The organism is Dyadobacter sp. CECT 9275, assembly GCF_907164905.1.
In the GTDB taxonomy this organism is placed as follows: domain Bacteria; phylum Bacteroidota; class Bacteroidia; order Cytophagales; family Spirosomataceae; genus Dyadobacter; species Dyadobacter helix.
Map to the genome: position 1 here is coordinate 1784181 of NZ_CAJRAF010000002.1, position 18676 is coordinate 1802856.

Sequence of the window (18676 nt, forward strand, 5' to 3'; positions counted from 1 at the left end):
CAGATTTGAAATGCAACTTTCCGAAGCCAAAATCCTTATTATCGACGACGACGTAGACGTACTCAGTGCGGCAAAACTTTTGCTGAAACGACATGCTAAGGCGGTCGACATTGAGAAAAACCCTCAAAAATTACCATTTCTCGTCACCAACGCCGATTATAATCTGATCCTGCTCGATATGAATTTTACCCGCGACGTGAACAGCGGCCGGGAAGGATTTCATTGGCTCGACCGCATCCTGGATATCAATCCTTCTGCAAAAGTGATCATGATTACTGCTTACGGAGACATTGAGATGGCGATCAGAGCCATCAAGGCCGGAGCCATTGACTTCGTTTTAAAACCCTGGGAAAATGACAAACTGGTAGCTACCATCCAAACCGCATTGGAAGCGAACCCTGCTCCCGCCGCCATCCAACCTGCCCCGGGAAACACTTCTGAAAAAGGAAAGGAAGATAAAAAAGGAAAAACTCAGACTGATACCATTGTTGCTTCCAGCGCAGCCATGCAACAGGTATTGAACACTTCTGAACGTGTGGCCACTACAGATGCAAACGTCCTGATCCTGGGCGAAAACGGTACCGGAAAAACGCAGCTGGCCCGCCATATACACCAGCATTCCAAACGTTCGGACAAGCCTTTTGTAACGGTGGATCTGGGTTCCATAAGCGAGTCGCTGTTTGAAAGTGAGTTGTTCGGCCATGTGAAGGGAGCTTTTACAGATGCCAAAGAAGACCGCGCCGGTCGATTTGAAGAGGCAAAGGGTGGTACTATTTTCCTGGACGAAATAGGGAATCTTACCTTACCGCTTCAGGCAAAGTTACTGACCGTTATCCAGGAAAGAAAGGTTACCCGTGTGGGATCCAACAAACCCATCTCACTGGATGTAAGGCTATTATGCGCTACCAATATGAATATTGAAAAAATGGTAGCCGAAAAATCCTTCCGCCAGGATTTGCTTTACCGGATCAATACCATTGAGCTGGAACTGCCACCGCTCAGGGAAAGACCAGAGGACATATCAGCGCTGGCAGAATACTATCTGAAACTATTTTCTAAAAAATACAATCGGCCGGTATCCGATATCAGCAGTGCGCTCATCAAAAAAATGCAGCAGTATAACTGGCCTGGGAATATCCGCGAACTTCAGCATGCCATTGAAAGAGCCGTGATACTGTCCCAGGGGAAAACATTGCAGCCGGACGATCTTTTCCTGAAGACCACCGGCAACCAGCCCACAACCGCTACCGGCTTTGACCTGGAGGATATGGAAAAAACCATGATCGTAAAAGCGCTCAAACGCTTCAACGGGAACATCACCGACACCGCCAGGGAGCTCGGGCTCAGCCGCGCGGCTTTGTACAGAAGAATGGAAAAATACGGACTGTAAAGAGGAAGGGAGAAAAGGAGGAAAGGGAGGAGATGGGAAAAGAGAGGAGGTATGTGAAATGGGTTAAGTCATCGGGTTGGAATGTTTTTTTAAATGGAACATCCCTGCAACAAACACTCGAGCCATTTTAATAAAGCACCCTATGAAAAAATCCTTTGCCATATTATCGCTCTGGATATATCTGCATCCGGTTTTGGGCCAACAATCTTCCATCACTGCCGTTCCGCTCAAAGACGTAAGGACACTGCCCGGCTTCTGGCATCAGCGTGTAGAAACGGCCAGAAACGTTACCATTCCGCATGTTCTGAAAAAATGCCAGGAAACAGGCCGGTTTGATAATTTTGCAGTTGCAGGAGGCTTAAAAACGGGTACTTTCCAGGGAGCCCGGTTCGATGATTCCGATGTATTCAAAGTGGTGGAAGGGGCTTCCTATTCCCTGCAAAACCATTATGACGCCAAACTGGACCAATATCTCGATAGCCTGATCACGCTGTTTGCTGCGGCCCAGGAACCTGACGGCTATCTGTACACCATCCGTACCATTCACAAGGATACTACCGGTTCGTTCGACTGGATTGCAGGTCCCTACCGATACTCCTTCGAAAACGGCAGCCATGAACTCTACAATGTGGGGCATCTTTATGAAGCGGCCGTTGCCCATTATCAGGCGACCGGGAAAAAGAATCTGCTCAACATTGCCATCAAAAATGCAGACCATCTCGTGAGGACTTTTGGCCCTGCTCCCGGCCAACTGGTGGTGGTACCCGGACATGAAGAAACAGAACTTGCGCTGATCAAGCTATATGGCGTTACCAGCAAAAGGGAATATCTGGATCTGGCGAAATTTTTCGTGGATATGCGCGGGCGTTCAGACAAACGTCCGTTGTTTCTGGACGCTCATCAGCTCGGACCTGATTATTTTCAGGATCAGATCCCATTTGTACGTCAACGGAAAGCAGTAGGACATGCTGTGAGAGCACAATATCTCTACGCTGCCGTAGCCGATCTCATAAGGGTGGAAGATAACCCAGGCTATGGTATCGCGCTGGACAGTATCTGGCAGGATGCCACATTCCGCAAACAGTATATCACCGGTGGCGTGGGAGCCAGGGAAGACGGAGAAGCCTTTGACCAGCCTTATATATTACCCAATGACAACGCCTATGCAGAAACCTGCGCTGCAATAGCCAATGTGTTTTGGAATCACCGGATGTTTCTAATCACAGGCCAGGCAAAATACATGGATGTTTTCGAGCGGGTATTGTACAATGGCCTGCTGGGTGGGATGGGCATAAAGGGCGATAAATTCTTTTATGTCAACCCTATGTCGTCCAACGGCGTAAACGATTTTGGCAAAGGCTCCGCTGCGGTCCGTCACGACTGGTTTGGCACAGCCTGTTGTCCCACCAACATTTCCCGATTTATTCCCGCGTTGCCCGAATACATATATGCGCGAAATAAAAACCAGTTGCTGATCAATCTTTTTGCCGCCAGCGAGGTGAGGTTTAAAGCCGGTGACGTGGATGTAAAGTTATCCCAGGAAACAAATTATCCTTGGGATGGAGCGGTCAGAATTAACGTTTCTCCAGAAAAAACAACCCGCTTCCCTGTCGGTATCAGAATTCCAGGTTGGGCCAGCGGCACGGCTATTCCGGGAGATCTGTATGAATATCAGAATAAACAACCCGCCCATATCCGGCTTTCTGTTAACAAAAAAGCGGAGAAGGCCGTGGTACAAAATGGGTATATAACCCTGGACAGGAACTGGAAAAAAGGTGATATCATCGAAATCTCCCTGGATATGCCGGTAAGAACCGTCGTTTCCAACAGCAGGGTAAATGCCAATGCGGGCATGGTAGCCATCGAGCGCGGCCCGGTTTTGTATTGTGCTGAAGGCCATGATAACCAGGGAAAAGCCATGAATATCTCTGTTTCTAAAAGCCAGATTTTCAGCCCGGTTTTTCAACAGGATATGCTATCGGGAATTTCAGTTCTAAAATCAAGTGAAGGAAATCTGACCCTTATCCCCTATTACGCCTGGGCAAACCGCGGTGCAACCGAAATGACTGTCTGGTTTAAAGAGGAATAAACTCAATTACCAAGATTTTTCTTCACCTTGTCCAGATCTTTCAGCTCGCCGTCCACTATGAGATTGACATCACTGTTTTTAAATACATCATTTTCCGAAACCAGTCTGCTCTTGAAATAAAGGGTAAAAGGCAGGCTCTTTCCCTGGCCTATCAGCTGCCCTGCGGCCTTAAGCAAGTCTTTCATATTGATCTTAAGAGGAATTTCATAGATTTCACTGCTCTTCCCGGGTACTTTGGTACTGCCTGGCGAATTTCCATCTGCCAGTCGTTTCTGTTTTCCCAGATCCACCGCATAGGATGGATCCTTGAATTGCAATGTAAATGGATTCTGGTTTGTAAACTCAAGTTTTATGACGATTTCGGATTCGCTCAGACGGAACTTTTCCATATCATATCCCAGAATTTTCACCTTTGGAAGCCTGTACAGCGGCATCCTTTTATCAAACGCCAGCCGAATGGTATCCTTTCCCAAAAACGGTTTCCGAAGGTGGAACAATCCTTCAAAATGATAACTGGCACTATCCTCTCCCCTAGCTGCTTCTTTTTCCCCTTCATTGGAAAGTTTGCGAATGTTCAGCTGGCTCGGCAGGGTAATAATGGTACTGTCGTTGGATTTAATGAGCAAGGGCTCTTTATGCTCGCTTTCAACAATGGTCACACCGTTCATCTGAACAAAATATGTAAACTCCTTCACATCAAAACCCATGGGTAACGGATTGTGTATGAGCAGATCAAGAGAGAGGTCCACGGTAGTGGAAGTGATGTTGGTAATATGTCCGATTCCCATCTCAACTCTTGGTTTTAAACCAGAAACGGGATTACCTTTCTTCGATTTATAAAAATAAAATGCACCTCCGGCCACAAGAAGCACAAGCATAATGATTACAATATTCCGGGCAGTTCTGGTAAGGCGCATCACGGTGTCGGTTAAGTTAAATCACTGTCTGATTCAAAAACCATTCCCTGATCTATATACTAACAGCGATTGTGTGCGCATCAAATTCCCCCCGTTTTTCCGACGTATATGTGGACTAACATCTTCATTAAGCCGCCGTATATAGCCTGATCAGCAGGTTTTTCCAGGGGGTATGGATTTTGAACGAAGGCATCAGAAAAGAAAAGAGATGATCTCTTCCTTAACATTTTTCAAATTCATACATACAAATTGAACCAGATTATGAAAACGACCACAAGCAAAGCAACTAAAAAAGTAACGGAGGCTGACAGCGAAAAACTGACCGAACTATTTGTAGATGGCCTCAAGGATATTTACTGGGCTGAAAAACATCTGGCAAAAGCACTTCCTAAAATGGCCAAAGCCTCTACTTCCGAGGAATTAAAGACGGCATTTGAGATGCATACCAAAGAAACAGAAGAACATGCGAGCAGGCTGGAAGAAATTTTCGGGCTGATCGGCGAAAAGGCACAGGCTAAAAAATGTGCCGCCATGGAAGGTTTGCTGGAAGAAGCAACCGAAATAATAGACAGCACCGACAAGAATACCATGGTACGTGACTGCGGGCTGATCATGGCCGCTCAGAAGGTAGAACATTACGAAATTGCTTCTTACGGAACGCTGAGAAACATTGCCCGTACACTGGGCCATTCGGATGTGGCAGATATGCTTCAGGTTACTTTGGACCAGGAAGGCGATACCGACCACAAGCTCACGGAACTGGCGGAAGCATACGTAAATGAAGAAGCCAGCGCCGAGTAAACATTACCGAAGTACATAAAGAAGAAGCCCGGCCGGATAAATCCAGCCGGGCTTCCTTTTTTTAAGTACCGAACCGGCGGCTCAGGCAAGGTTAAGCTTGCCGTGGTTTCCGGTTTGCGGTGCACGACCGGTAATGGCGGCCTTTAACATAGAAAAGAATACGATCATTTTAGAGGACCCTGCATCCCAGTAGGCCGCCTCGTCCGTCACTACTTTAAGCATTACGAGGTCCGGATCGTTTTTCCCTTCCGGAAACCAAGCCGCGGCAAAAGGATTCCAGAGTTTTTCCTTTTTATCCTCATCTTCAACCTGATATGCGGTACCGGCCACACTGATGTAATTGTTTGCAGACGGATCGGAATATATCAAAGTCACATCCTGACTACCCATACCCTCTCCGATATCCGTATGCCGGCTGGTAAAAAACCAGACGTTGCCTTCGTCATCCACATCCAGTGAAGTCATAGGACGTGAAGTGATAATACCATCCTGTACGGTAGTGTACATACATATCCTGGCATCCTTTACCATTTCTTTCAGCTTTTTTATTCCTTCCATATCTTCCAGGTTCTTTTCCATAATTAAGTAAATGTTATGTTACAAAAATCAGCTTCATCAGAAGCTTAAAATAACCATTCCATTTTCTTAAAATTCCCCGGATTAATTCTCTGGACGGCAAAATCAGGCAGCACTACACCGGCCATTTTTCCAGCTTGTAGGCGCTGTCCCAGAACACATATTCGAGACGGGAAGCCGTTACATAGGCTTCCGTCATTTGTTTCCGGGTTATTTCAGAAGCCTGATCAGCCAGGCGATCACAGGTATTTAGCGCCTTTTGAACGGAATTTGCAAAAGATTCACCCGCATAGGTATTGATCCAGTTCTGGTAGGGATTAGGTTTCGTCTGGCGCTGATAAATATAGTCTCCTACTTTTTTATAGATCCAGAAACAGGGGAGCAATGCGGCCACCGCAACTTCGTACGACTCAAAAGTGCTGGTAGCCAGCAAGTAATGGGTATAGGCAAAACAACCCGGTGCCATACCCGCCTGATGATCAATATGATATTCCTTAAAATAGCTTTCGTGCAGCGCGCGTTCCACCAGAATGGCGTTCTGGGCAAACTGGAGGAAATCGAGCAACTCCTGACTGGTACCTGCGTGCGTGCCGGTAACGGCCAGCGCCTTGGAAAACTCTGCCAGATAAAGTGAATCCTGACGGATATAAAATTTAAACTTTTCCACCGGAAGTGTTCCTGCCATCAGTTCCTGATTAAAAGGATGAGCCTGTATTTTTGTGTAAACAGGCAGCGCCTCTGCCCAGAGATGATCCGTAAATTTCATTGGATGGTGTTCATTTTTTGTGGAGAAAAGGAATGATTGAGTGGTCCGGCCCCCTGTCCGGTCTGGATATCTTTCCCCGCTTCAATTGCTTCGGAAACATACCTTTTAGCCAGGAATACCGATTCCGCCAGGGATACCCCTAAGGCAGCATAACTGGCGATAGCAGAAGACAGTGTGCAACCGGTACCATGCACATTGGGACTATGTATATAATCCGTTTCCATAGTGATCGGCAGCTCTCCCTTCCGTGCAAGAATATCATACAGTTTTTCAGCCACCAGATGACCGCCCTTCAGCAAAACGGCCTGGCACCCGCGTGCCACCATTTCTTCGGCTGCCAGCTTCATTCCCTGAGTAGAAGAGATCATCCGTTTTACCAGTATCTGCGCTTCATCCAGGTTGGGTGTAATCAGATGCACCCGTGGGAACAGTACTTTCCACAGCGTTTCAATCGTTTCGTCCCGTATCAGCTTTGCTCCGCTGGTTGATACCATCACGGGGTCAAATACGACGAAAGGCGGCTGATACTTGTCTAGCGTCTCAGCAATGATTTCGGCAACTTTAATGGTATTCACCATTCCTATTTTGACGGCGTCAACGGTAATATCTTCAAAAACGGCCTCGAGCTGTAGTGCCAGAAATTCCGGCGGGATGGGGAGTATATCTTTCACTCCCTGTGTATTTTGCGCTGTGAGGGCCGTTATCGCAGACGCACCGTAGGCCCCCAGCGCTGTAATGGTTTTCAGGTCGGCCTGAATTCCGGCTCCGCCTCCGCTGTCGGATCCGGCAATTGTTAATACGGTCGGGTATCTTTTCATGGCATTTTTATGATCTGGAATGAATAGCTTTACCAAGTGCCTGAGCAGCAGAAAAAGGCGACTCCGCACTGCATATTGCCGAAATTACGGCAATCCCGTCCGCACCGTTTAAAATCGCTTCGTTCGTATTGTGAATGTTCAGCCCCCCGATCACCACCAGCGGATGTCGGCTGTTCCGTTTGGCCCATTGAAGGCCGTTTAACCCCCAGGGTGTTTCAGTGTCCGTTTTGGAAGGTGTAGCATACAAAGGGCTCACCGCCAGGTAACTGATGTGCCAATTTTCGGCCTCGGTTACGTCCTGCATTTTCTCAGCAGATAGCCCGATTATTTTTCCAGGAGGAAGCATTTGAACGAGTACCTCGTAAGGCATATCACTTTGCCCGACGTGCACACCGTCTGCATCAACTGCCAGGGCCACATCCACCCTGTCGTTAATGATCAGCGGAATCTGGTAAGGCGCCAGGATATCTTTCAGACGTTTCCCACGGTCGATAAAAGCACGTGTCCCTAACGTTTTTTCCCGTAACTGTACCATCGTAACGCCGCCGCGGGCTGCGTCTTCCACCACCTGATAAAAATCTCTTCCCCGACACGCCGCCTCGTCCGTAACAAGGTACAACCGGATGGCTTTTAATATATCCATAGCTTATATAGTAAGCCGGGAAAGTTCTGCCAACTGAGCCGGCTTAAGAGCTTCAAGGGCGTCCAGGAAGGCAATCTGAAAAGATCCGGGAAGGTCCGCTCTTTGTCCTGCAAGTTCACCGCTTACGCCCATGGTAGCAGCGGCGCACACAGCTGCATCGAAAAAATCGGGCTGAATGGCTGCAAATGCGCCTGCAATGGCTGATGCGCTGCATCCCATGCCTGTGATACGGGTCATCAGCGGGATACCATTCTTTACGTAAGCTGTTTCATTCCCACGAACAATGACGTCCGTAGCTCCGCTAACACTTACTACACAGTCATACTGATGGCTTAATGCACGCGCAGCAGAAAGTCCGTCGGTTGAAAGTGCGGTACTGTCAACTCCTTTCGTCCGAATGTGAGAACCGGCCATGGACATGATTTCAGAGGCATTGCCACGAATAATGGCAGGCGAAGCTACCTCGAGAAGCTGCTGCAGAACCTGATCCCGATACGGCGTTGCTCCCGCTCCCACCGGATCTATGACAATGGGCTTACCCAATTCCGCCGCTTTTTTCATGGCCAGTTTCATCCCATCCACCCATACGGGAGAAAGGGTTCCAATGTTAACCACCAATGCACCGGCTATGGATACCATATCCTCCACTTCCTGCACGGCGTGTGCCATGACCGGAGAAGCCCCGATCGCCAGCAGGGCGTTGGCTGTAAAATTCATGACAACGAAATTGGTTATATTATGAACCAAAGGTGCCGATGAACGGAGGCTGGTAAGATTGCTTTCGAAATTAAATTCCATTTCTCAATGTTCTGGTTAAGTAAAAACATGGGAATGGACAGTAAGGAAACGGTGATGAGGAACGCCAAGGCGATTCTGACAAAACCAAAAAGGAAACCCGGCAACGTTATTACCGGTACAACGCTTTTTCCTACGACAGCATCAACTGTGTCAGGTTCAAAGGGTATGAATCTCAGTCCGTTTTTTGGACACCCCTAAAGCCATTCTTAATTGCGAAAGTAGTAGTTTTGGAAATAAGAAAAAAGGAACCGGGCCTGTACATCATTTTATCAAAAACGGCTGCAACCATTCCTGTACGATAACCGACATGAAGTGAAACGGTTCCGTTCGTTATAAACCATGATTTCCCGTATCAAAATATTATATTTTAAAACCGAAATTCCTGTTACATGATTAAAGCAGCAATATTTGACATGGATGGCTTGCTGATCGACTCGGAACCGATCTGGACCGAAGCCGCACGTGAGGTAATGCAAAAAGTAAATTTTGAGCTCACCAATGAATTAAAACACCAGACCACCGGACTTTCCTGCCAGCTTTTCCTGGAATTCTGTTATAAAATACAACCCTGGAACACCCCCAGCTTTGAAGAGCTGGAACATGATATTCTGGAATACGCACATCAGCATATCCTGGACAGGGCGGTAGCCATGCCTGGCGCCGTTGAACTCGTAAAAACACTGAAACAACAAAACCTGAAACTGGCCGTAGCCTCCGCTTCGCACATGGAGCTCATTGAAGGGGTACTGGAACGGTTGCAAATAACCGAGTATTTTGACTCCTGGCATTCGGGAACGCTGGAAAAATTCACCAAACCGCACCCTGCCGTGTACCTCTCCACAGTCGCGAAATTGGGCGTAGCCCCAGGCGAATGTATTGCTTTTGAAGATTCACATGCCGGTTTGCGATCTGCGCACGCAGCCGGAATGGTCGCTATTTCAGTACCCGCAGCGGAAGTTTATGATGATCCCAAATTTGACCTCGCCCATTACAAGATACGTTCTCTGAAAGATTACATTTTTACAGAAATGAGTGAGTTTCCGCAGGTATTATTCAATAATTGATTCATAAACCTTTCAGCCCCTGCCCTATATGATTGGCTTAAGGCATTTCAGTATTGTTGTTGCAACACGGATCATCATCATCATCCTGAGCATCCTGGCATTGTTATGGCTGTCGCACCAGCAGACTAATAAGGGATTGATTTACATGCTGGGCATCGTTATCATTTCCATCCAGGGCTCCTTGCTGTATCAGTATGTTACAAAAGTCAATCGCAAACTAACCTATTTCCTGGAATCTGTCAGGTACTCGGATTTTACGATCAACTTCCGGGCAGATAACAAAATGGGAAAAACCTTCAAAGAACTTAACCAGCAGTTCAATGAAGTGCTGCTGGCGTTCAGACAAGCCAGGGCCGAAAAGGAAGCCAATCTTCAGTACCTCAATACCATCGTGCAGCATATTGGCACCGGCCTCATTACCTTTGACAGCAACGGAAAAGTCAATATCATTAACAGTGCCGCCCTTCGTATGCTGGGGATATACCGCCTGCACCAGCTCAGCGAATTACAGGAAAAACATCCACGGCTCTACGAATTGCTTTCCGAACTGACTTCGGGCGTCAGGGAGTTGTATCGCACGCCCAATGATCAGCCGCTGGCTTTGCAGGGAGCGGCTATACAGCTGCGCGGCACCTGGGTGAGAATCGTAGTTTTGCAAAATATACAAACCGAACTTCAGCAGCAGGAAGTGGAATCCTGGCAAAACCTCACAAGGGTATTGCGTCATGAGATCATGAATTCCATGACGCCGATCGTCTCCCTGGTAGGTACTATGCGGATGATCGTTAACGAAGACATTGAAAAATCAACCACTGACCAGGAAGCAGTGACTGACCTGAAAGAAGCACTTCATACGCTCGAAAAACGGAGCAAAGGAATGATGCAGTTTGTTAATGCCTACCGCGACTTCACTACTTTACCTAAGCCCGTTTTCACTAGCCTCAACGTTACGGAGCTTTTGAATGATGTTATTCAGCTTTTGCAAACCGATCTTGTTGCGTCAGGTGTGCTGTGGAAGCTGAATGTCAAACCCGAAAATTTAACGATTAAAGCGGATTCCAGCCAGATACAACAGGTGCTGATCAACCTTATCAAAAACGCTTCGGAAGCATTTTCCATACAAACCAGCAGGCTCATTACCCTGAATGCTTATTCGACTGACAGCCATACGGTCATTGAAGTGGAGGACAATGGTGATGGGATAGAACCCGAAGCGCTCGAGAATATTTTCATCCCCTTTTATACTACTAAAAAAACCGGTTCCGGTATTGGTCTGAGCCTCTCGCGCCAGATACTGCAGCAGCATGGCGGCAACCTGACGGTTGTTTCAGAAGTGGGAAAAGGAACCGTTTTTAGTCTCATCATTTAACCGAAGGATACGCCGTTACACCAGATTGGATAATCCTGAAAAACGTTCCCCCAAAATTGCCTTTGCATTTCCACCCAGCCAGTCTTTTAGCAGCGATGCATAAATATTTCTAAAGTCAACCGAAAAACGCAGATCACCCGCGTCCAGATCCGACAGGTCCGGAGCTTCATTGTAAACGACTGAGTTTCTGGGCGGGCCTCCGATCAGAAAAACGTTATTGGCAGTTCCGTGATCTGTACCACCACTGGCATTTTGTTTTACCCGACGGCCAAATTCACTGAAAGTCAGAATAAGCGTACGGCCCAGCTGGCCATTTTTTTTGAGGTCTGTTACAAAAGCCGAAATACCCTCCGAATATTGCTGAAGCAAACGCTCCTGCTGATTTTTCTGATTTACATGTGTATCAAAGCCCGATAATGATACATAATAAACAGAAGTTTCCACGCCGGAATTAATCAGTTCAGATATGGTCTTCAGATTTTTTGCCAACTCACTGTTGGGATAAATGTTACTGCCTGGACGCACTTTTACTTTCTCATGCAAATACGCTGCGCTTGACTCCGTTTCAATGATGGTTTTGTAGAGATAATCAACCGTACTGTTCACCCCCTGTTTTTCATTTGCTTTTACCAGCTTTTTCAATTCCGCAAAACGAGCCTGGCTATATAATTTTCGCGGGTTGAGCAGCGCCAATCCGTTGGCCTCACTCCCCTTCATGGCAAGACTTAGGGTATCGTCGATTTCCAGCATTTGGTAAGGTCTCACTCCATTTTCCCTGCATTGCGCGTCTAGATACCTCCCCAGCCATCCGGTATTCAGGTATTCAGTGGATTTACTCGCCGTTTGCCAGATATCCATCGAACGAAAATGTGAACGGTCCGGATTAGGGTATCCTACATTATTAATGATTCTGACCCGCCCGTCGTCGTACAAATTTCGTAGTAAGGTCAGTGCAGGATTAAGGCCTATTTCGTCATTGAGGGCAATCACATTTGGGCGTTCTATGGCCAATACCGGTCTTTCCCGATAGTAAATATCATTCCGGTAAGGAATAACAGTATTCAGTCCGTCGTTGCCGCCGGAAAGCTGGATCACTACCAGTATGTTCTGATTCCCCGAACCAATACTCCGGCCGGTTAACTTTAAAAACTCAGGTGCCAGCCAGGTGCCCGAGGCGGCCACCACCGATTTCCGGATAAAATCTCTCCTTTTCATCTTCTAAAAAAGTTAGTTTTTGATTTAACAGACCTGATATTCAGGAAGCCCCATGAAGGCCAGTGTCAGAAGCCTGACGCGCTTGGGCCTGTCCGTTTCACCTGACGCCTTACTCTTCACAAGCTGCATGACTGGCTCGGATGGCGGTACTGCAAACAAATCTGCTGCCATCATTTCTGCTAGGTCCTGATCGGAAACAGCATGGTACCGTTCAACCAATTTACTCCAATCCAGTTTATCGGCAGCAGTGTTTTGTTGCACCGTTATATCATTCACATCCCCGCTCTGTTTTCCCTTCACCGGACCGATCCCCTTCCCGGTAATTAAAAAGGGGAGGTTCATCCGGTACAACAGGCTGGAACCATCAATCCAGCTTCTGCCTCCTGGCCAGCCTGCAACGTTGGGCGGATAAAACAGTACCTGCCCCAATACCTTCTGAACCAAAAGCGGTTGCTCTCCAGCGCCGAAGGCCCCGGGAATGGCTTGCGCTATACCGGCCATCAAGGATACCGGAGATTTTATAAGTAATTGATCCGAGGGAATTTCATAGAACCAGTCGGAAAGAAATATTTTTTTCATCAAGCCTCCGATATCGTATCCCGACTGATAAAAGATGTCCGCTAAATCTTCAATTCTCCTTTTATTAAGCTTTTCGCTTACAAATGCCTGATATAGTTTGGTAACCACATGCCGGGCCGTTTGTTTTTGTCTGAGCAGAATACGTATGACATCTTCACCCCGGAAATCTCCTTCCCGGCCCAGAAAGTTTTTGATACCATTGTCATGGGTGCGTTCCCGGAAAACAAATTGTCCCTCTGTATCAAATCCCCAACCCGTAAAAGCCCTGGCCACTTCCTTCACGTCTGTTTCGGTATAATTGCCACGGCCTAAGGTAAAAAGTTCCATGACCTCTCTGGCAAAATTTTCGTTCGGGCTTGATTTCCTATTCTGCTGGTTATTCAGAAATTGCAGCATAGCGGGCTCCTTAGAAATGGCCATGAGCATATCCCCAAAATTCCCCAGCGAATGTTTTCTGATTGTATTGATATAACTCAAAACAAAACCAGGAACAACCGTTCGACAAGCAAAATGGCCATGCCAAAACAAAGCCATCCGCTCCGTAAAAACCCCTTCCCGTCGGTTCATAAGACTTAACCACTCAAGATTCATCCTTTTTATCCTTAGTTTCGCTTCCTCCCGGAGTTCCTTTTTGGAGGTACCATCCATTTCTTTGCGCTGGCCCAGCACCTCGTTTACCTCCTGCATTATTGGTGTAAATCCGGATTGACTGGAAAAAAGATTTTCAACCGCCTGGGGGATTGTCAGGGTGCTTTCAGGCAAGTACCCGAATGCAGCACGTCTATAGAGATGTAGAACTCTCATTTTCTGACCATTATCTCGCATCACAAATCCATTTTTATACCTTTGACGTCCTTTCACGACCAAGGTTTAAGAACAAATCGGAGAAGTCTCAAATCTGTTATATTTTTTGTAGATTACAACCAAAAAACAACATCATTTGTCTTTGCTGAAAACCATTAGGAAGAAGAAATCATGAAAAGACTATTATTGGGAATCATGCTGGTGTCAACGATTTCGGCCTGCAACAATTCATCAGTGGACAAGAAAGATCCAAATGAAATTTATTACAAGGAAACGGTGAGCATCAATGACGTCCCGCGGTCTACACTTACCTTTTTTGAAGTTGAAGACAGCCGCTGTCCGGAGGGAGTCCAGTGTATCTGGGCTGGGAACGCCACCGTGGACCTGGCATTGAGTGGTGTGACGACCGAAGGTGGTGTCACCAAACACGTCACCATGTGCCTTGGCGATTGCCATACCATTAGCCCGACAACCGGCTTTCAGGTAACGGACACACTGGATGAAAATTTTGCGGGACAAAAGTATCGGTTCATTCTGGAATCCGTTAATCCGAAAGCCCGGCTCGACAGCACCCGAAAAAAGCAGGATTATTCTATTGTTCTGAAAATAGAAAAAAGGTAAAAAGGCAGAGCTGTGCGTATACCAGGAGATCCTTCACAGCTCTGCCTTTCAGGCAGCCAGTTTGCTTTTTTTGTACCCGTAACCAAAATAGATCAGCAGGCCAATTGCGAGCCATATCACAAAGATCAGCCAGTTGGACGAGCCCAGTTCCGTCATCAGATACAGATTGGTGAGTATCCCCGCCACGGGAAGCGACGAGAAATTATATCTAAAGCTAAGGTAGGATAACGTTGCCCAGGTGATCCAGAAAATGATCGTCAGAAGCTTATGTTCGATTATTTCTGAAGCCGAAAGAGCATCCCATTCTTTAAGGGTATCCTGGCCGTACAAAAGTATCCCGCCAACCGCCAGGATAAAAAGCCCGCCTATCAGGAATTTCCCGTTGATATAAGGTACCCTGAATTTTGACCTTTGAGAAATACCGGTATGATCGAGGTACAAAACGCCTCCGCATACCAGTATGAAGGCAAAAAAGGTACCTACACTGGTAAGGTCAACGAAGAAGTCCATCTTAAAAAAAAGAGCAGGAACCGCAACCACTACCCCCGTTACAATGGTAGCAAACGAGGGGGTTTTATACCTGGGGTGAATGGTCGAGAATTTCTTCCACAAAAGTCCGTCACGGCTCATGGTCATCCAGATCCTGGGCTGCCCCAACTGATATACCAGCAGTGCACTGGTAATAGCGATCACAGAACTTACGGAGATCAGCCCGGCCATGAAATCCAGACCCACGCTCTGGAATACGAAAGCAAGGGGATCACTCACATTCAACTCTTTGTAATTCACCATACCTGTCAGTACCAGGGTGATGAGCACATACAGGACTGTGCAAATCAGCAAACAATAGATCATGGCCCTGGGCATATCCCGCTGAGGGTCCTTACATTCTTCTGCTGTGGTTGAGATGGAATCAAAACCGATGAAGGCAAAAAATACCGCTGCCACACCGCTCAAAACTCCACTTACTCCATTGGGCGCAAATGGGCTCCAATTCTCCGGTTTTACGTAAAACGCCCCTGCAAAAATCACCAGCAAAACCACTCCTATTTTTAGTATCACCATGATATTACTTGCCGTCCGTGACTCCCGGATTCCGATGTACACCAGTGCCGTAACCAGTAACGTAACCAGGCCTGCAGGAAGGTTCAGAATAATCGGAAAGTCCCCAACCCGCGGTGCTACCTCAAAGGCGTGGGCGGCCAAACGTTCGTATGCCGTAAGTGTCGCCTGTCCTGAGGTTTGTAGTTTATGAAAAGCTTCGGAGGCGGCCACCGGGTTCATAGTCAGCCAGCCGGGAAGCGTAATCCCAAATCCTTTTAACATACTAACAAAATACTCCGCCCACGAAATAGCCACCACCATGTTGGAAACCGCATATTCCAGTATTAAAGCCCAACCGATGATCCAGGCAAAGAGCTCACCAAAAGCAACATAGGCATAGGTATAGGCACTGCCCGAAACCGGCACCGTACTGGCAAACTGAGCGTATGAAAGCGCTGTAAAAACGCAGGCTACAGCAGTAAAAACAAACAAAAGTGAAACGGCTGGCCCTCCATTAAAGCTGGCAAGACCAATGGTACTAAAAATACCCGCACCGACGATTGCCGCAATCCCCAAAGATACCAGGTCTCTTACACCCAATATTTTAGCCAAACCTCCTTCCTCCGCCGAATGGGCGTCTTTAAGAATCTGATCCACCGATTTTTTACGAAACAAAGAAGTGTTCTTTTCCATTTAGAACTGCGTGTAAGGAGTTATATTGAGTTTAAGGAGCTAAAATAACGATATTCTTTGTCCTGCCCAGAATTGCGTCCTAATTTGTGAATTCTCACTGACTTAACTTTCATTTTGTTATTAAAAGGCCTTAAAATGATAATTACAAGTATATATCCGGGGAGATGTAACCAGACTGAACGTATATTAGTTTACCAACCATTTTCATAATCCCGATTTAAAGTTAACTTTACGAACTCCATCCGACACCACTCCATGATATTGACAATCCGGCCGGTTTTATTCCTGCTCTTCCTTGCAATCTCGGGTACTGAAACGTTTGCCCAGTCCTCATTGTATACCCCCGCCCAGGCGCATTCGCACAATGACTATGAGCATAAAAATGCGTTCTGGGATGCATACAAACAGGGGTTCGGATCCATCGAAGCCGATTTAATACTTCAGGACAGCGTCTTGTATACAGCTCATGACAAGACAGGAATTTCAGAAGAGCGTACTTTTAAGAAACTTTATCTGGAACCAATAATTTCGGAAATTGAAAAAAATGGGGGTAAAATCTATGCGCAGTCCAATACCATACTGCAACTGCTGATTGACCTGAAAACACCTGCCACAGAAACGATGGCGGTGCTACTGCGCGAACTGGCTCCTTACGAACAATATCTGGCACCGAAAGGAACTGTAAAAATCGTAATCAGCGGCAATACGCCAGATCCTACCACCTATAATAAATACCCCGACTACATTTATTTTGATGGCCGGCCAGACATTAGTTATACCAAATATCAATTACTGAGGCTAGGACTGATCAGCCAGTCGTTCCAGACCTACTCCAAATGGAACGGTGAAGGAGAAATGCTCAAAAAAGACCAAAAACGGCTTGAGAAAGTCATCAGCCAGGCCCATGAACTGGATAAAAAAATAAGATTCTGGGCCACCCCGGACAATATAAACGCATGGAAAACCATGATGTCGCTCAAAGTTGATTATTTAAATACCGACAAAGTGGTAGAAATGGGAGATTACCTGCGGACCGCACCCAAATAATGCAGCCCGGCACCGGTACTCACTACCCTCACTCCTTCCAGAATTCACTTCAATTACTGTCTGATACCTTTAACTCACATTTAAATGTCTGCTGATCAAAACGTTGCCTTAAAAAAAGTATTAAAACCAATTCACTTGTGGGCCATTGCGGTCGGCCTGGTCATTTCCGGAGAATACTTCGGATGGAATTATGGCTGGGGTGTTTCCGGAACCATTGGCTTTTTAATTGCTACACTCATTGTAACAGTACTTTATGTCACCTTTATTTTCAGTTTTACCGAGCTCACCACATCAATACCTCAGGCCGGAGGGCCCTTTGCCTATGCACACCGCGCATTTGGCTGGTGGGGCGGAATTATTGCGGGCTACGCCACCCTTGTCGAATTCCTGATAGCCCCTCCCGCCATAGCATTTGCACTTGGAAGTTACGCCCACTTCCTCTATCCGTCACTTTCGGTCCTTCAGGTTGCCTTTGCGTGTTATGTTATTTTTATAGGCATTAATCTTCTGGGAATCAAAGAATCCGCCATGTTCTCCCTGGTGGTCACCATTCTTGCTGTTGCCGAATTACTCCTGTACATAGGGATTGTCGTACCGCATTTTTCTTATGAAACCTTTGTTACAGACCCCATGCCTTTCGGCTGGGCCGGTGTATTTGCCGCACTTCCCTTCGCGATCTGGTTTTATCTGGCCATAGAAGGCGTTGCCATGGTAGCGGAAGAAGTTGAAAATCCAAAAAAAACCATCTCTCTCGGATACATCTATGGTATCCTGACCCTGGTGGTGCTGGCACTGGCTGTTATGATCGTCACCGGTGGCATCACGCATTGGCGTAATCTTAGCACTATAGACTACCCGCTTCCGGCGGCACTCGGGATCGTACTGGGAAGAAACAGCAGCTGGACACATCTTTTTGCCAGCCTCGGGCTCTTTGGTCTCATAGCATCCTTCCATGGCACCATTATCGGTTATTCCAGACAGATCTACGCTTTGGCTCGCAGCGGGTATCTGCCCTCATTCCTCGGACAGGTAAATGCTAAATTTCAGACACCCCACTGGGCGCTGATCGCGGGCGGCGTAATTGGCTGCGTGGCTCTTAGCCTCGGTACAACCGACCAGGTAATTATTCTGGCTGCTCTTGGTGCAGTGGTGATGTATATTATCAGTATGGCCGCACTCTTTGCACTCCGTAAAAAAGAGCCAGCCCTGGAACGCCCGTTCAGCGTCCCCTTTTACCCCTATTTTCCTGCTATCTCGCTGTTGCTTTCGTTGTTATGCCTCGTTACAATTGTTTATTACAACTTTCTGCTCAGTGTCTGGTTTTTCGGAGGATTGCTTTTGATTACAATTATTTTTCTATTGACCCGCAATAAATCGACGACGAACCACCAGTGATTTTCACTAATGCCATTTTAATATTTGTTCTACAATCAAGAGAAATC

17 protein-coding genes and 1 riboswitch are annotated in these 18676 nt (G+C 46.9%); of the genes, 8 read left to right on the forward strand and 9 right to left on the reverse strand.

The features are described 5' to 3' along the window. The first annotated feature begins 10 nt into the window (after positions 1-10). Together KOE27_RS15210 and KOE27_RS15215 are read left to right on the forward strand one after the other, a co-directional pair. Positions 11-1390, forward strand: a complete 1380-nt coding sequence (locus KOE27_RS15210; protein ID WP_215239712.1) for a sigma-54-dependent transcriptional regulator — start codon at positions 11-13, stop codon at positions 1388-1390. A gap of 142 nt (positions 1391-1532) precedes the next feature. Further along, a complete protein-coding gene (locus KOE27_RS15215; protein WP_215239713.1) occupies positions 1533-3479 on the forward strand; it encodes a glycoside hydrolase family 127 protein in 1947 nt (648 codons plus the stop codon). Between the two features lie 2 nt (positions 3480-3481). Here KOE27_RS15215 and KOE27_RS15220 read toward each other — a convergent pair whose 3' ends face one another. After that, positions 3482-4396: an LEA type 2 family protein gene (locus KOE27_RS15220; RefSeq protein WP_215239714.1), complete on the reverse strand. Its 915-nt coding sequence runs from the start codon at positions 4394-4396 to the stop codon at positions 3482-3484. Positions 4397-4657: 261 nt separating this feature from the next. Between KOE27_RS15220 and KOE27_RS15225 the strand changes: the two genes are divergently transcribed. Beyond that, the gene (locus tag KOE27_RS15225; RefSeq protein WP_215239715.1) at positions 4658-5197 is read left to right on the forward strand and encodes a YciE/YciF ferroxidase family protein; all 540 of its coding nucleotides are present in this window, start codon (positions 4658-4660) and stop codon (positions 5195-5197) included. A gap of 81 nt (positions 5198-5278) precedes the next feature. On the opposite strand, the gene KOE27_RS15230 is transcribed toward KOE27_RS15225, so the two are convergent. The 5 genes from KOE27_RS15230 to thiM form a co-directional block, all read right to left on the reverse strand. Next, positions 5279-5776, reverse strand: coding sequence for a pyridoxamine 5'-phosphate oxidase family protein (locus tag KOE27_RS15230; RefSeq protein WP_215239716.1), 498 nt, complete (start codon positions 5774-5776; stop codon positions 5279-5281). Positions 5777-5888: 112 nt separating this feature from the next. Beyond that, the gene (gene tenA / locus KOE27_RS15235; RefSeq protein WP_215239717.1) at positions 5889-6539 is read right to left on the reverse strand and encodes a thiaminase II; all 651 of its coding nucleotides are present in this window, start codon (positions 6537-6539) and stop codon (positions 5889-5891) included. Then, positions 6536-7357, reverse strand: a complete 822-nt coding sequence (gene thiD / locus KOE27_RS15240; RefSeq protein WP_215239718.1) for a bifunctional hydroxymethylpyrimidine kinase/phosphomethylpyrimidine kinase — start codon at positions 7355-7357, stop codon at positions 6536-6538. The genes tenA and thiD overlap by 4 nt, the downstream gene beginning before the upstream one ends. Before the next feature lie 7 nt (positions 7358-7364). Continuing rightward, on the reverse strand, positions 7365-8000 hold the full coding sequence (gene thiE / locus KOE27_RS15245) for a thiamine phosphate synthase (RefSeq protein WP_215239719.1): 636 nt from the start codon (positions 7998-8000) through the stop codon (positions 7365-7367). A gap of 3 nt (positions 8001-8003) precedes the next feature. Then, positions 8004-8798: a hydroxyethylthiazole kinase gene (thiM, locus tag KOE27_RS15250; protein WP_215239720.1), complete on the reverse strand. Its 795-nt coding sequence runs from the start codon at positions 8796-8798 to the stop codon at positions 8004-8006. A gap of 110 nt (positions 8799-8908) precedes the next feature. Then, positions 8909-9004, reverse strand: a riboswitch (TPP riboswitch). A 183-nt stretch (positions 9005-9187) separates the two neighbouring features. Here thiM and hxpB point away from each other — a divergent pair. Both hxpB and KOE27_RS15260 read left to right on the forward strand, forming a co-directional pair. After that, on the forward strand, positions 9188-9862 hold the full coding sequence (gene hxpB / locus KOE27_RS15255) for a hexitol phosphatase HxpB (RefSeq protein ID WP_215239721.1): 675 nt from the start codon (positions 9188-9190) through the stop codon (positions 9860-9862). Positions 9863-9890: 28 nt separating this feature from the next. Beyond that, the gene (locus KOE27_RS15260) at positions 9891-11231 is read left to right on the forward strand and encodes a sensor histidine kinase (protein ID WP_215239722.1); all 1341 of its coding nucleotides are present in this window, start codon (positions 9891-9893) and stop codon (positions 11229-11231) included. A 15-nt stretch (positions 11232-11246) separates the two neighbouring features. On the opposite strand, the gene KOE27_RS15265 is transcribed toward KOE27_RS15260, so the two are convergent. Together KOE27_RS15265 and KOE27_RS15270 are read right to left on the reverse strand one after the other, a co-directional pair. Further along, positions 11247-12446: a DUF1501 domain-containing protein gene (locus KOE27_RS15265; protein ID WP_215239723.1), complete on the reverse strand. Its 1200-nt coding sequence runs from the start codon at positions 12444-12446 to the stop codon at positions 11247-11249. Positions 12447-12470: 24 nt separating this feature from the next. Further along, the gene (locus KOE27_RS15270) at positions 12471-13829 is read right to left on the reverse strand and encodes a DUF1800 domain-containing protein (RefSeq protein ID WP_215239724.1); all 1359 of its coding nucleotides are present in this window, start codon (positions 13827-13829) and stop codon (positions 12471-12473) included. Positions 13830-14000: 171 nt separating this feature from the next. Between KOE27_RS15270 and KOE27_RS15275 the strand changes: the two genes are divergently transcribed. Continuing rightward, positions 14001-14450: a hypothetical protein gene (locus tag KOE27_RS15275; protein ID WP_215239725.1), complete on the forward strand. Its 450-nt coding sequence runs from the start codon at positions 14001-14003 to the stop codon at positions 14448-14450. 48 nt (positions 14451-14498) lie between these two features. Here KOE27_RS15275 and KOE27_RS15280 read toward each other — a convergent pair whose 3' ends face one another. Beyond that, positions 14499-16187, reverse strand: a complete 1689-nt coding sequence (locus KOE27_RS15280) for an amino acid permease (protein ID WP_215239726.1) — start codon at positions 16185-16187, stop codon at positions 14499-14501. Between the two features lie 255 nt (positions 16188-16442). Between KOE27_RS15280 and KOE27_RS15285 the strand changes: the two genes are divergently transcribed. Then, the gene (locus KOE27_RS15285) at positions 16443-17234 is read left to right on the forward strand and encodes a phosphatidylinositol-specific phospholipase C/glycerophosphodiester phosphodiesterase family protein (RefSeq protein ID WP_215239727.1); all 792 of its coding nucleotides are present in this window, start codon (positions 16443-16445) and stop codon (positions 17232-17234) included. Positions 17235-17318: 84 nt separating this feature from the next. Next, positions 17319-18629, forward strand: coding sequence for an ethanolamine permease (gene eat / locus KOE27_RS15290; RefSeq protein WP_215239728.1), 1311 nt, complete (start codon positions 17319-17321; stop codon positions 18627-18629). Positions 18630-18676: the final 47 nt, after the last annotated feature.